The 14,332-nt window shown below is 61.4% G+C and carries 9 protein-coding genes and 1 pseudogene; all 10 read right to left on the bottom strand.

Annotated features, from left to right (window positions below):
• A pseudogene (locus tag KGA97_RS13575) lies at positions 1-732 on the bottom strand (hypothetical protein); the annotation flags it as partial.
• Between the two features lie 56 nt (positions 733-788).
• A complete protein-coding gene (locus KGA97_RS13570) occupies positions 789-1,295 on the bottom strand; it encodes a hypothetical protein (RefSeq protein WP_008030533.1) in 507 nt (168 codons plus the stop codon).
• Positions 1,296-1,299: 4 nt separating this feature from the next.
• Positions 1,300-2,031: a hypothetical protein gene (locus KGA97_RS13565; RefSeq protein WP_008037967.1), complete on the bottom strand. Its 732-nt coding sequence runs from the start codon at positions 2,029-2,031 to the stop codon at positions 1,300-1,302.
• A 34-nt stretch (positions 2,032-2,065) separates the two neighbouring features.
• Positions 2,066-3,610: an SUMF1/EgtB/PvdO family nonheme iron enzyme gene (locus KGA97_RS13560; RefSeq protein WP_008037965.1), complete on the bottom strand. Its 1,545-nt coding sequence runs from the start codon at positions 3,608-3,610 to the stop codon at positions 2,066-2,068.
• Positions 3,600-4,823 (bottom strand): ABC transporter permease, encoded by a 1,224-nt coding sequence (locus tag KGA97_RS13555; RefSeq protein ID WP_223480921.1) that lies wholly within the window; start codon positions 4,821-4,823, stop codon positions 3,600-3,602. Before KGA97_RS13555 ends, KGA97_RS13560 begins: the two co-directional genes overlap by 11 nt.
• Positions 4,807-5,508, bottom strand: a complete 702-nt coding sequence (locus KGA97_RS13550; protein ID WP_223480920.1) for an ABC transporter ATP-binding protein — start codon at positions 5,506-5,508, stop codon at positions 4,807-4,809. Before KGA97_RS13550 ends, KGA97_RS13555 begins: the two co-directional genes overlap by 17 nt.
• A 10-nt stretch (positions 5,509-5,518) precedes the next feature.
• Positions 5,519-7,510 (bottom strand): vWA domain-containing protein, encoded by a 1,992-nt coding sequence (locus KGA97_RS13545; RefSeq protein ID WP_223480922.1) that lies wholly within the window; start codon positions 7,508-7,510, stop codon positions 5,519-5,521.
• Positions 7,510-8,535 carry a hypothetical protein gene (locus KGA97_RS13540; RefSeq protein ID WP_223434001.1) on the bottom strand — a complete coding sequence of 342 codons (1,026 nt, stop codon included), beginning with the start codon at positions 8,533-8,535 and terminating at the stop codon, positions 7,510-7,512. Before KGA97_RS13540 ends, KGA97_RS13545 begins: the two co-directional genes overlap by 1 nt.
• A 3-nt stretch (positions 8,536-8,538) precedes the next feature.
• Positions 8,539-11,253, bottom strand: coding sequence for a putative virulence factor (locus KGA97_RS13535; protein ID WP_223480919.1), 2,715 nt, complete (start codon positions 11,251-11,253; stop codon positions 8,539-8,541).
• Positions 11,250-14,315 (bottom strand): virulence factor SrfB, encoded by a 3,066-nt coding sequence (locus KGA97_RS13530; protein ID WP_008030519.1) that lies wholly within the window; start codon positions 14,313-14,315, stop codon positions 11,250-11,252. Before KGA97_RS13530 ends, KGA97_RS13535 begins: the two co-directional genes overlap by 4 nt.
• Positions 14,316-14,332: the final 17 nt, after the last annotated feature.

Here is a 14,332-nt window from a genome sequence, read left to right as displayed (position 1 = left end):
GAGATTAGCTGCAGTCTCGGGGGCTCGGAGATGGGTATAAGAGACAGGTACTGGTTCTGGCTCTGGAACCGGTACGGGTTCCGGTTTCGGTTCCACTACAGGCTCCGGCTCCACTACCGGCTCGGGAACAGGCTCAACCGGTTTCTCGATCGGTGTCACCACCGGGGCGACCGGTTCGACCGGGACAACTTTTTCCCGGTGCATAAACCACCAGTAAGCCCAGAGCGCCAGGAGCAACAACAGCAGTGCCAGCAATGCCGCGGCGATCCACCATCCACGGCGCGAAGGCGCCACGGCGGCCACCGGAGCCAGCGGAACCACCGGTGGCACCACCGGTTTTGGCGGGCGCTGGTTCCAGCGCACCACCAACGGCTCACCGTTGAGGCTGTAGAGTTTGTCCAGCTCGGGAGCGCCGAGCAGGCTGCGCAGGTCATCCGCTTCCGTGGGCTGACCGCGTTTTTGCAGTTCGTCCGCCAACTGTCCAAGGGACGTCTGACGCACTTCATAGGTTTCCAGCAATCGCCGTTGAGCGTCCTCGTTGAGGTCGGCATAGGGCGTGGGTTGGCCACCCAGTTCGGTCCACCATTCCAGCACCTCGCCGCTGCCCATTCGCGGGATGGCGAAGAGGCTGGAGACGGTCGGCGGAAAGTGTTTCTGGATGAGGGCGACTTTGGCTTGCAGCGCACTCATCCCCTCTGGTGTGGCTTGCGCATCCCTGATGACCCGCTGCATGACGTCGATTCCTGAAAAGGCTGCAGGCCTCCGGCGGGAGGCCTGCGGGTGAAAAGTTACTCTTCGTAACCGAGGCTGAATTGCAGTTGATTGACCTTTTTCTGCAGCGCCTTCAGTTGTTCCTGCTTGGCGGCCAGGGCCGCCTTTGAAGGCTTGGCCACCGGTGCAGTCTGCGAGTCCTTGAGCTGCTGTTCGAGCCCGGCGATCTGCTTTTGCACCTGGCTTTCATTGCCATGGCGCGCCTTCAGTGAGGTCAGCAACTTGCCCAGCGACTGGTTCAGTTCAGCCTGGGATTTCTGCTGGCTGGCCAAATCGGTTTTGGTGCTGAGCTGCTGGGCCTGAATGTTCTCGTACACCTGACGGAACATCGCGTTTTGCTGGCGGGACTCGGCCAGGGCCTGTTCCTTTTGTTTGACCTGATCGCTGTAACCACCAGAGTAGTCGCAGTTCATCTTGGTCAGCATGCTGCTGTCGCGATTGGTCGCATCGCATTCGCCCGGCTGGGTCGCGCAACCGCTCAAGGCGAGGACGGCGGTCAGGACCGCCAGTTGTCGTAACGTCATGTGCTTAACCCAGAGTGATTGCGGAGCGCTGGCTGTAGAGACCGTCGACTTCCTTCTGCAAGGCAGCGACTTTCTCGTTCATTTTCAGAATGCTCACATCCACCTGCTTCATCTCGGCGCTGGAGCCTTGGGCGCGTTCGGCATCGGCCACTTTGCTGTACTCGGTGACTTTTTTGCGCATGTTGCTGAGGTCTTTGCGCAAGATTGCGATGTTGTTGTCGATCTCGGCGATTTGCGTCTGGGCTTTGGTCTTGTCGACCTTTTTGCTGGCGATGTCCTGTTTGATCTTGGCGATACGCGCCTGGTCATCCTTGATCACTTGCTGAGCGGTCTCGGTGCGGGCAATCACATTGCGCGTGTCTTGCTCGACTTCGCTGTTCATCTTCGCCAGACGGGTGGAGGTGTCGGCGTATTCGCTGCGACGTTGATCCAGATAATAGTTCGCGCCCATGGCCACGCCACACGCGGTAATACCGGCGGCGATGGCGCAGACCGCCTTGTTGCTGCTGTTGGACAGCGCGCAACCGAGGATGCCGACACCGGCGCCGACGGCGCAGGCCTGGTAACCGGACTTGCTGAAGAACTCCGCGTCATTGCCCTGGGTCAGGCGCGGGTCTGCGCCGTCGCTGCCGCCGAGCATCGAACTGCCGGTGTTGGCGCAACCAGTCAGCAACAGGCTGCCGGCAACGACGAATGCGATCTGTAGTTTGAAGCGAGTCCAAAGGCTGCGCGACATGGTGAAACTCCTCGATGACGGTGTTGACGTGTTGTTATTGAGTGACGGTCTTGCAGCTGGTCAGCCAGGCGTCAGTGTCGATCTTCTGTTTTTGCAGGAAGGTCTTCTGATTCGCCCAGTGCGTGCGCAAGTAGGGTTTGAGGTCCTGAAGCTGTTTGTTGCGAGTAATGATTTCTTCCATCACCGGAACCTGTGCCTCGAGCAGCGGCTGACCGTACAACGTCGCCGACTCCACCAGGCTGCTGGCGTAGTAACGGCTGAGTTTGTGCAGGCGATCCTTCTGCTCGTCGAGCTTGCCCTTGCGCATGTCGCAACTGGCGTCTTTTTCGGCGGCTTCGCAATTGAGCTTGTAGTTTTTTTGCAGGAAATCCACGTACTGGCCGTCGTCGAGCATCTTGGTGCACAGGAACGCACCCAGATTGAGGCTGGCGCGAATCGCCTGGTCGCGGGTTTCTTCCTGCTGCTGGTTGCTGGCGCGCAGCTGGTTTTCCAGGGCCTGGAGTTTTTCCTTCAGCGCTTTATCTTCAACACCCGAGGCCAGCGTGTTCAGCGACTGAACCGTGCCTTTGTCGGCGGATTCGGTTTCCTTGCTGCCGGTGCCGAGTTTCTTCCAGCTGTTTTCGATGCTGGCCACGCGTTCGCGAGAGGTCAGGGTCGGCGAGACCAGTACCAGGCGCAGGCCGGTGGTCTTGTTTTTTACCTGGCCTTCGGCGTTGTAGTACGGCTCTTCCTTGCGCAACGCGGTGCGCAGGTCAGCCTGGGCGGTCAGGTAATTGCCGCCCCGCACGACGTAGCCACCGGCCTGGCCATGCTGGCGGTCGAGTTTGTTCAGGCGAAACGGCTCGAACATCATTTCGTCAACGTTGCCGAGCATGTCGTGAAGGCCCAGCGGATTGGGCTTTTGCAGGCCGGACAACTGCAATTTGCCGTTGGACGATTGCGCCCCGGCAAACCACTCGTAAGCGTTGATGCCGTCGGGCATCGGGTAGCGTGTATCGCGGAATTCCGCCGCACCGACTTCCAGGCCACCGCGCGCGGCGAACTCCCACTCGACTTCCGTCGGCAAACGCAGGAAGCCCAGGGCACCGTCTTCTTTCGGCAGCTTGCCGGCGGCGTTCTTGCGGAGCCACAGGTTGTACTTGTCAGCCGCTTCGACGGCTTGCACCCAGCTCACGGCCACTTGCGGCAGGCGCATCTTGGTCGCTGCGGTGGGGCAGGTTTCATCGGTCAGGGCGGCGTACTGCAACTGACTCATCTCGTACTTGGCCATCAGGTAGTAGCGGGATTTGTCGTTCTTGGCGCCGGTGAAACTGCCGGCGATAAACGTCGGTCGAGTCTGTTCGACATAGCCGTATTCCGCGCCGTCCTGACCGATGTTGATCGGGTAGTCGTCGAGTGGTCCGGTGACTGGAATGAACACCTTGCGAAACACCATCGAGCCTTCGCACGGCATCGGCAAAACGACGTCGCTGGCTTCGGGCATCGGGTTGTAATACTTCTCTTCCCAGCCCGCCGCCGAAGCGTCGAGCAAGTAGCCCAGGCTCAGGGGCAACAGCAAGCCAAAACGTTTATAGCTCACGCAGACTCTCCGCAGGTTGGATGCTGATGGCGCGCACGGCGCCGATCACGGCCACCAGTGTAGCGACCAGAAAGGTCAGAAGCAGGGCGGCGAGGCCATGCCAGAGTGTGATGTGGCAGACAAAGGTGCCGGTGGCCTGGCTGCTGCCGAGCAAGTAGTCGAACAGATGACTGCCGACAGCGTAAAACCCCAATCCGCCGAGGTAGCCGGCCAGGCTCAGCAACAGCGCTTGCACGACCACGAAACCGGCGACCGCCGTGCGCTTGAACCCCAACAGGCGCAGGACCGCGAGGCTTTTACGCTTGCGGTCGATGTTGGCCAGGAACGCGCCGACCATCGACGCCACACAGCCAATCAATGCCGCCAGGGCAATAACACCGAAGATCAGCCCCAGCACATGGTTGATGGCTTTGACGTTGTCGATGTCGGCCAGTCGGCTCGACGTTTCGATGTGTTGTTCGTTGAGCCAGCGCTCCAGCGGCGCCACTTGGTCGATGTCGTGTGCATACACGCGAGCGCGGGCATACAGCGGTTGCAGATCACCCAGAGGCTTGCCGGTGGTGATGCCGAACGCACTGACCTGATAGCCATCGCGAAAGCGCTCCAGGTCCAGCAGCAACGGCGGGGCGACAAACCCGGCAGCGCGGCCGAAACGGGCGCCATCGAGAATCGCCAGCACGCTCAGCGTCATCTCGCCGCGCTCATTCACGCCTTCCAGACGACGCAGCACGCGCAGTTGCACGCGATCGCCGACCTTGGCCTGCAAGCGTTGCGCGGCGCGCGCACTGAGGATCACTTGATCGCCGGTGGGGTTGAGTTGCGGCAGGTTCAGTTGTGGGTCGCCGGGTTCGGTGGCGATGATTTCCGCGCCTTCGACGAAGCGTTGCATGCCGATAAGCAAATCTGCCTGGGTGTTGAGCGAACGGGTCTGGCCGAGGGCAAAACCGGTCTCGGGACGCTGGCGCAGACGCTCGATCCAGGCACTGTCGTAGTTGCCGTTGCTGAGCATCTTCACTTCGAGGTTACGCGGGTCGCGCAGCAGTTCGTCCTGCAACTGGCTGACCACCCCGTGCTTGAGGCCGAACAGCAACAGCAACGGCGCGATCACTGCCACCAATGACGCGGCGATGCACAGCGACACCTTGCGGTCGTGCCACAGGTCTTGCAGGGCCAGGGTGCCCAGCAGGCGCAGTCGGTCAGTCCATCGGTTCAAACAGAGTCTCTCCCTGGCGGCTGATAGCGCCGAGTCGCGGCAAGCCGAAATCCTTCAACAAGGCCCAGTCATGGGACACCACGAGCGCACTCAGGCCCATGCTCGACACCAGGCTCAGCAGCAATTCAAACAGGCGCCGGGCGCTGTGCGGGTCGAGCGCGGCGGTCGGTTCGTCCGCTAACAGCAGCAGCGGTTCATGGGCAATGGCGCGAACGCAGGCCACGCGCTGGCGTTCGCCGATCGACAGCGCCTGCGGCTTTTTATCCAGCAGTCCTTGCAGACGCAATACCTCAACCGCGTGGTCGATGTGCGCGCTGTGTGCCGACATGCCGAGCAAACGGCGCGGCAGGCTGATGTTGTCGCGCACGCTCAGAAACGGCAGCAGGCCGCCACTTTGCAAAATGAACCCCAGATGCCGCGAACGCACCGCCGCCAAAGCCGGTTGATCATCCGTGGCCAGCAATCGGGCGATGTCCTGATCCTGCGTTGCGCCCAGGCGAAAGCGCTCAAGCTCGACCGGTGCCAGCAGCAGGCCGATGGCCTCAAGCAATGTGCTTTTGCCGCTGCCGCTCTCGCCGGTGATGGCGAGGATTTCCCCGCCGCCGACCTGCAAGTGCGGCAGGCGCACGTGATGGGCCAGCGCGCCTTCACCACGGCGCACCAGCAAGTTCCTGATATCGAGCATGGGCGTCTCGTTAAGGCATCATTTCCAGAGGCACCGGGTACACGTTGTCCCGCGCATCGCTGTCCTTGGCCAACGCCACCCAACGGTCGACGTCAGCGTTGTAACGCTGGTAGTGCCGCAGTTTGGTGTTGAGCGTACGGATGAATTTCTCCTGCGCCAGACCGTCCCAGCTCTTCCAGGTCTCTTCATCCAGGTTCAGCACTTCGCTCTGGTACGGCAGGTCTTCGATGTACTCGCCGAGCACGCCCATGTCCGCCAGTTTGGCGTTGTTGTTCTGCTTGAGCTGGTTCGGATCTGCGCCCATGGTCGCGGCAACCGAGCGCAGGCGGTCGAACATTTCCGTCGGCGAAATCAGGCCTTCGTTGGCAGCGTCGAGAATCTTCTTCATCACGTCGCTCAAGTCGCTGAGCTGGGACTTGGTCAGCAACACCCGCACGTCGGTGGTGGGGATGTTCTGCTTGATCAGGTCACGGTCGGTGATCCACGCCTTGAACACCGGCGGGGACTTGCTGTTGTTCTTCTCGCCCAGATAGGCCAGTTGCATGGCGTGGCCGATCAGTGCGGCGTCCTCGAGCATTTTCTTCTCGGCCGGGTCCTGCTTGGCGTTCGCCGCGCTGCCGATGGCGTCTTCGCCCATGTAGGCGGCTTTCACCTGTGTAGTGATCGCGGTGGCCAGTGCGTCGACCTTGCGCCCGAACTCCTGCACATCACCCGCATTCACCGGGTAGTAGAGCGAGGTGTTGGTGCCCGGGTAAGTCGACAGGTTCTGGTACTGCGCCTCGGCCTTCGCGTGATCCTTGACCCCGGCCGGGGTTTTCAAGTGCAGGGTGTAAATCGCTACGCCCGGGTTGGCAGCCTCAATACGCACCTGTGCAGCGCTCAAACCGGTTTTCGACAGTTTGTCGTCACCTTCGATGGCACCCGCGTCGGTGATCAACACCACGTAGCGCGCACCGAATTGGCTCCAGTCGACCTTGTCGATACTCTCCATGACGCCGGCAAAGGCATCCTCATCGAAGCTGCTGCTCGACACTTTGGCCTGTTTGAGGTCGGCGATCTTGGCGAAAAAGTCGGCGCTGTCTTTCACCTTGGTAGGGTCGGCGTACATCTTGGTGGTGTATTCCAGCCCCGGCACTGCCTGGGTATTGGAACGGAAAGCCACCATGCCGAACTTGACCTGCTTGCCGAGGTTCTGCGATTCGATCTGCTGATAAACCTTGCGGATCGCTTCGCGGGTACGGTCGATGTATGGGTCCATCGAAATCGTCGAGTCGATGACAAACACCACCGCCGCGCTGAATTCCTTCAGTTGGCTGGCGGCCATGTCTTCTGCCTCTTTGCCACCGGACGCATTTTTGCCGGCCGCGCCCTTGGTGTCTTTTTCGTCGGGCTTGCTGACCGATGCGACATTGAGCAGGCGCGTGCGAAAGCCCGCTTCGGTCATGACTTCTTCGCCGCTGAGCACGGGCAACAGGTAGAACTGCTTTTGCAGGTCGACGAAGTATTCAGGTTCTTCGGCCAGCACGCCGGGTGCTTGCTTGCCCTTTTTCAACGTGGCGCGCAGCGGGGCGACTTTGCTCACCGGGTCCGGTGCATTGAGAATGCCTTCGACCGTGGTGCGTTCCTTGAAGAACAGCAGCCGGTCGCGGTTGGCCGGGTTGGTGAAGGCCAGGGTCAGCTGCATTTTCCAGTCGGTGGTGCAGCTTGCAGGCAGCCAGCCAATGGTTTTGCCATAACTGTCGGGGCCGACTTTCAGCCACTCGGCGTTTGCCGCCTGGGCGCGTTCGTACACGTAGAAACGGCTGAACACCGGTTGCGCCTCGCCTGCCGCACCGCCCGCCGTCGGGCTGATCTTGCAGCCCGGGGTGGTCAATACGCGTTGGAACAAGGTCTTTTTACCGGCCTGGATCAGCGGTTTGTCATCAGCCTGGGACAACGGGCTGATGCACAGCGCCAACAACGCAGCGCTGCTCAGCAGGAAACGACTCACGGGTGAACGCATCACTTCTGCAACTCCTCGAAACGCTGCTTGGCTTCGGCGTTGTTCGGGTCCTGGGTGAGGATCGTTTCGTACCAGTAGGCCGCGGTGGCGTTATCCGCTACCGGGAAGCACTCGCTGGCCTTCAGGTATTTCGGGTCGTATTCGCGGGCATAGGCGTTGGCGATCAGCGCGTCACCGGCCTGGGCACGGTTGGCGTACAGGCGCTGGGCGACACCGCAGTGTTTGCCGGCCTTGGCTTCGTTGATGATTTCCAGCAGCTTGGCGCTGTCGGGTGCCGCCTTGATGCAGGTCTGGACGAAGGTCAGCTCGGGCAGACTGTTCATGCTTTCCAGCGTGCAGGCTTGTGCGTCGGCACCGGCCGGTGCGGCGGCCGCGACCGTCGGGGCAGGCGCCGGCGTGCGTTTGTAGAACCAGAACCCGGCCGCTGCCGCCAGCAGCAATACCAGCACAAGCGCGAGGCCGAGCAGGCCTTTGTTGCTCTTCTTCACCGGTGGCGGAGCAGGCGTGTATTCGCGTTCGTTGGGCACCGATTCCAGTTCGATTTCTGGCTCGGCGGTGGGCAAGATCAATTCCGGCAGTTCCGGGATTTCCGGAATCTCAGGTGCTGGTGCAGCTGGCGCGGTCAAATCTGCGCCGCCATACGTCGAGCGCGTCTGACCACCCGCCGTGGACGGCAACAGCCCGACGCCTGGCCGGACCACGCCTTTGTCGGCATGCCCCAGGCTCTGTTCGCGCAGTTCGATCTGGAATTGCGAGTTGGCGCTGCCTTCCAGCAGCGGGTCGACCACTTCCGGGCCGACCTGGGCTTCAAGAGCTTCGCCACTGGCGGCGACAGTGAAGCGCGAAACCTTGAACCAGAACGGGTTGTTGCTCCAGGCCTGTTGGTCCTGGAGGTAGAAACCGTCCTGGTTACGCTGAATGGAAAATTCCAGCTGTTCTTCGCCACCCTGCCATTTCTTCACAGTAAGGCAGGCCCGGCCAGGCACATTGGGCTCTAAGGCGAGCAGGTCGACACGAATTGGCATTGCTTATCTCGCTGCGAAGGCTGTGAGCACTTGGCCCAGCCGTTCGTTCTGTTCAGGGGTGATTTCGCGACCGGCACCATGGCCGGCATTGTCCTGCGTGATACAGGCCAGGCCCGAAAGCCAGTCGCCGAGATACCGTTGCGCCTGGTTCGCCGGTTGCGGCGGCAGCTCCGGTACTTGTCCCGGACCGATGTCGGTATAGAACGAGAACAAGGGCGCTTTGGCACCGGTCCGGCTAGGTGGGCGTTCGCTCACGGGTTTCTGGAGGTAGCCGAACCAGGACACGAAATCGCGCAGCACGCGTTGTACTTCCAGTACCTGGCGCTCAACCAGTTGATCGCGACGCGCACCGCTCTGGGCACGCTTGAGGACGGCGCGGCTCAGTTGCCCCGGCAAATCCTGGCGATAACCGGCAGTGATCAGCTCGTCGACCACCGCTTCGAGCAAGGCCTTTTCCAGTCCCAGCAGGTTGAGCAGGCTTTGCCGGGTGGTCAGTTCGCGCAAGTGCGCGACCCAGGCCTTGAAGGCCGCTTTGGCAAAACGGTGTTCGTTGCTTTGCAGTTCCGGGACCGGCGTGTGGGGCTTGCTGCTGGCCGGTGGGCTGTCGGGGCTGGCGTCATCGCCGAAATCGAAATCAAAACCGGCGTCGTTGCCGTACAGGCTCTGGCTCGGTGTCAGGGCGACCGGCTCATCGCTGACCGCTGGCTCGTCATCGGTTTCGTACACGCCGCTGAGGTACAGGTCGCGCACCTCTTCGCTCGGCATGTCGAGTTGATCGATGAGTTCGCCCAGCACCGCCGGACGACGGCCCAGGGTCGACAGAATCATCTGCGCCTGGGCTTTCTTGGCAGCGGCGGCGCCGTCACCATCGGCGTGATACCAGGTGCTCAGACCATGCGTGGTCAGGCCTTCAAGGCATTCGTCCAGCTGCTCGCGGATGCGCTGCAGTTTGAATTCGATATTGGCCACGCCCTTGAAACTGCCGCTGAAGTGACTGATGCCACCGTCATCGTTGCGCAGCATTTCTTTCCAGGTATTGGCGGGATTGCTGACGTGTTTGCACACCAGCGCGTTGCTCGCAAAGCTTTCGCCCAGCGCATCGACGCGTTCCTGGTAACTGGCGTTGATCCCGGTTTCGGCGCCGCTGGCGTCCTGGACGATGAATGCCGCGTCCATGCGCGGTTTACGCACCAGGAAGGTGTTCTGGAATGGCGTGCCGGCCCAGTCGTTCATCCAGCTCAGGCTGCCGAAGCGCTCCAGCATGGTCAGCTTGACCATGCCATTCCAGCTCTCGTCGTACTGATCGGGTGTCAGGCTCAGGGAGTTGGTGATGCGCAGGTCGAGCATGGTCAATGCCCAGATCAGACCGGTGTCGCGTTTGCTGCGAGCGGCCGCGTCGGCGCCCTGGGTTTTTTCGATCCAGCGCGTCAGCACCGGGCCAACGTCGTTGACGTCGCTTTGTTTGGTCGAGCCGGTGCACACCACCAGCGCGTTCATTTCCTGATTGTCGGTGTAGCGCTCAAACAGGTAAGCGACCTTGCCGCGCAGAATCAGCTGCGAGACGGAGTTGTCCTTGGTGGCGGATTCCGGGTCGCTGGAGTTGGCGATCTCGTGCAGCTTCTTGCGTCCGCGATAGCCGGGGAAGTCGAGCAGATCGACCTGGTTGACGATGTCGTCGGCCGGGGCTTCGATCAGGCCGAACGTCATTTCCGCCGTGAGTGCCGCCAGTTGCGCAACGGGAATGCCCTGGCTGTTTTGCAGGCGACCGTCGATGCGTGGCCGCACGTCGATCGGCAAGTCCCGCGGGCTGCCGAAGCGCTCGAGGATGTCGACGTTCATGATGCTGTCGCGCTGGCTGTAAGTGTCGTTTTCGAAACTCACCAAGGCCTTCAACGGCGCGAATACGGTCTCGGGCAGGCCCAGCTTGTGCAGCGCGCCGGCCAGTTGCTGATACACACGCGTCAGCTCGCTTTGCTCACCCCAAAGAATGGCGAACAGCTCGGCACGTTCCTGGAAATTCAGGCGCGGCGCGAGCTGCAAGGCTTTCGGCCAATACAGGTGCTCGAGTTTTTTCACCGAGTTGCGGAAGTTGTCCCGCAGGTAATCCCACAGCGACACCAGATCGTCGGCGCTGACACCCGGCTGCATCGGCCCGGTCTCGCGACCTTCGAACGGCTTGAGGACTCGCTGGATGCGTTCTTCGTCAATCTCGTAGGAAATCCGTTCAAGGTCGAAATCCTTGAACCAGGAGTTGGCGAGAATCTTCGCCAGCTCGATTTCCTTGAACAGCGTCAGCTCCACCGGGAAATCCGGGTCCTGGCTCGGTGTGGCCCGCCGGCTGAAGCGCGTCACCAGGCCGGTGGCTTCCTTGCCGCCACCCACCGGGTTGATGTGCTTGATGAAGTCCAGGCGCTGGCCACCGAAATCGGTTTCCAGTTTGCCGTTCTGCCCGGCCGCGAGGGCCGAGATCAGGTAGGACTTGCCCGCCTGGGACAAACCGAAAAAGCCGATGGTCATCGGCGTGCAGGCCACGCGACCGAGGCTGTGGGCCAGGTTGCGGGCGCGATGCAGGCGGATGTTCAGGTTGTCGGCTTCGCTGTCCAGACGTGGCGCGTTGACACGGGTCTGGCCAATCCATTCCAGCGCCTGACCGGCACCTTCATAAACAGCGGCCCAGCGGGTAGAGAGCTGATGTTGATCGGGGGTCAGGTCATTCATTTGCGTTTCACACTTCCACTGTCGAGCCAGTACTTGGTCTCGCTCAGGCCGGCGTCGAGCATGGTGTTGAGTTCCAGCTCGAGGTCGCTGCGCGGGTTGAAGTTGACGTTGCTGCAGTTGGATTCGATGTTGCGTACCGAGAGGCGGTCGCTGACCAGATCCTGCTTGCGTGTGTACTTGTCCGCCGGTTTGACCTCGAAGCGCACCTTGAGCAGCGGCGCGCTGCCGTTTTCACCGATCGCACGGGAGAACTTCTCCCGACCGGCCTTGGTGAAGCGCAAGGTGTACAGCGGCGAAGCGGCCCAGCGGTCGGCGGCCAGCTGACGGAAACCGAGGCGCAGATCGCCGCGCATTTCCAGCTGAGGCGTGTCGGCGGCGTCGCCCGTGCCGATTTCCGGCAGCTTGATTTTGTAGTCTTCGGACTGAATGTCGCGGTACAGCACGTCGGCATCCTTGATCACGTTGTTCAGGTCGATAACGCCGATGTTTTTGACCGTCGAATACGGTTTGAGTGCCGAAGCGCGGAAGTAGAAGTTCGGCACACTGTGGTTGGCGCACAACAGGCACAGCATCGCGCCGACCGAAGCGGTGCTTTTCGGGTCGTCGATCAGGCCGTTCTTGTGGAACGGGTACCAGCCGCCAGTGCGGTAGTTCTGCAACGCCAGGATGCGCCCCGGTGGCAGCGGCAACACCTTGCGGATGAACGCCTGAATGCCGGGCAGGCGCGAAGGGCGGCCGGTCAGCAGCAGGACGTCGCACGGGTAATGCGCGACCACTTCACACAGCGCACCGAGGATCTTGGTGATGTTGATCTGATCGTTGAGGAATGCGGCATGGAGCTTTTGCAGGTCGAAGCTGATCAACGATTCGTACAGGTCAAAGGCGCTTTGGCTGCCGACATCACGACGCACGGCGGCATTGACGTAATCGAGCACGGTCTGGCTGATTGCGTTGTCACCCAGCAATTGGCGGTACGTCTGGGTGCTCACTTCCTGCTGGTCTTGCGGGTCGTAATGCTCGTAGGCCTTGAGCAGCGCCAGGCCCAGCGGGGCAAAAACCTGCAGGTTCAGTTGCTGGCGCAGGATCATGTCCTGGGCGCTGACCGATTCATCGCCACACAGCCGCGACATCAGCGAGACGGGCGATTTGACGCCTGAGATCTGCAAGGCTTTTTCGAAGCTCGGCAGGACGAAGTCCTGAATCACGTCCAGCAGAATGTCGTCGCCGGCCACTTTGAAGCCATCGCGAAAACGCTGCTCGGGCACGATGTGCACGTTGCTGCCGCTGCCGGTGTTGCCGGCGCGGTCGAGGCGATAGTCGGTGATCACCAGGTCGGTGGTGCCACCGCCGATGTCGATGGTCGCCAGAGTGATGCGTTCACGGTCGGTTTTGTCCGGCCGGGCGAGGGTGTCGAAAAACTCTTCCGGATGACCGGCGAAGTTCTCGTTGACCTCGGTGTACAGGTACACCAGCTGGCCGCAGGAGGCTTCGTCCCATTCGACGCGGATGCTCGGGATCGGCGTGCGCGGGCTGACGGCCTGGTCCTGATGCGGGTCTTCCTCGCCGGCATGCCAGCCGAGGCTTTTCCACACCAGGCCGATGGCTTGCTGCATGCGTTCGTTGAGGATGCTGCGCTCGGCCTGCGGCATGCCCGGCGGCACGGTCAGGGTGATGCTGTTGAGCTGGCGCGGCACACGGGTGTGACCCTGGCGCGAGCGCTGGGCCGGGCTGTTGATTTGCGACAGCGCCTGGGCCAGGACCTCGGCGAGCATGAACGTCATCAGCGAGCTGCGCGAATAACGCGGCATGAACACCGGCAGACGATCATCTTCTTCGAGGCTGTAAAGCGCTTCGCCGGTTTCGTTGATCAGGTGCGAGAACGGCGCGGCAGTGGCGTACGGCTCGCTGTCGGTCTTGATGTACGAGCAGTTGAAGCGCCAGCCGTGGCCGTAGGCGTTTTCGTCCCACAGGTAGCGTTTCGGGCTGGACAGCCCGGTCGAGCCTTCGGTGCCGCGACGACGGCTGGCCAGACGGCTGGCCTCGTTGCCGACACGGGCAATCGTCGCCCACTGGAACGCATCATGCCGGCCGCTTTTGACCGAGCAGTGGTCCTTGCCGAAATACGCCTGGGCGAATTCCACACGGCTTTCGAATGGCAGGTTGTAAGTGTGTTCGGGGGTGATCAGGTCGCGCAGTTCCAGCACGTAGTTCTGTTTCAACCCGGAACCGGCCTGACCGTGGTTCTCGATCAGAATGCCGCAGGTGCGAGAGTTGCCGACGTCCAGCACCAGGTCCACCGGAATCGGTTTGACCAGGCCATTGCTGTCGTTGGCAACCACCTTCAATTCAGGGATTTCAACTTTCGGCCGGGCAGTCGACTGCTCTGCCGCCGATGGCTTGCTCAGAAGGCTCAGCAAGTTGAGGTAGTGCGCCAAGTGATAGTTGGCGCGGATGTCGGTGTCCAGTTCTGCGCGCGAGCGGTGGGCATTGCCCTCGTTGAATACTTCCAGCAGCCATTCGTTGACCCACGGCTGGGCCAGGAACCAGCGGGTTTCGCTGGCCTTGGTCGCCAGTTTGAAGGACACGCCGGAACTGATGTCTTCTTCGTTTGGCGCCAGGTAAGCGGTGCCGTCACGCTTGGGCATCACGCGGCTGTCGAAGGCCATCGTCAGGCGGTGGGTGTTGCCGTCGATGTCGGGCGTCGCCAGTTTGACCAGGCGCATGCGCGACCAGTTGGTCGGGCCTTCGTCGAAGCGGTGCGGCGGCATGAAGCGGAAAAACGGCGTCGGCAGCCAGACACCGTCGAGCAGCTCGAGGCTGCTTTTCATGTCGACACTGAACGCCGGTTTGGCTTTTTCGACCTTTTCCGGCTCCGGCTCGTAGAAAAAGAAGTCTTTCTCTTCGTTGTATGACAGGCGGCAGATCAACCCGCTGATCATCGGCGCGAACTCGCCCGCCGGTTCTTTGCGAGGGTCCAGGCGCAGGGCGAAATCCATGAACTGGATGCCGGTGTCGCTGACCAGCGTGACGGTGTCTTCGAATTGGGTGACTTCAGGCAACATGTCGGGTTATTCCGTTT

Source organism: Pseudomonas sp. BF-B-15, assembly GCF_019946675.1.
Lineage (GTDB): Bacteria > Pseudomonadota > Gammaproteobacteria > Pseudomonadales > Pseudomonadaceae > Aquipseudomonas > Aquipseudomonas migulae.
The sequence above is the reverse complement of the archived record's forward strand: the minus strand, read 5'-3'. Positions and strand labels throughout refer to the sequence as shown.

Coding starts and splice junctions, on each gene's coding strand:
- KGA97_RS13565 (WP_008037967.1), bottom strand. CDS start 2,031: ATGTCGCGCAGCCTTTGGACTCGCTTCAAACTACAGATCGCATTCGTC.
- KGA97_RS13550 (WP_223480920.1), bottom strand. CDS start 5,508: ATGCTCGATATCAGGAACTTGCTGGTGCGCCGTGGTGAAGGCGCGCTG.
- KGA97_RS13535 (WP_223480919.1), bottom strand. CDS start 11,253: ATGAATGACCTGACCCCCGATCAACATCAGCTCTCTACCCGCTGGGCC.
- KGA97_RS13540 (WP_223434001.1), bottom strand. CDS start 8,535: ATGCCAATTCGTGTCGACCTGCTCGCCTTAGAGCCCAATGTGCCTGGC.
- KGA97_RS13570 (WP_008030533.1), bottom strand. CDS start 1,295: ATGACGTTACGACAACTGGCGGTCCTGACCGCCGTCCTCGCCTTGAGC.
- KGA97_RS13530 (WP_008030519.1), bottom strand. CDS start 14,315: ATGTTGCCTGAAGTCACCCAATTCGAAGACACCGTCACGCTGGTCAGC.
- KGA97_RS13545 (WP_223480922.1), bottom strand. CDS start 7,510: ATGCGTTCACCCGTGAGTCGTTTCCTGCTGAGCAGCGCTGCGTTGTTG.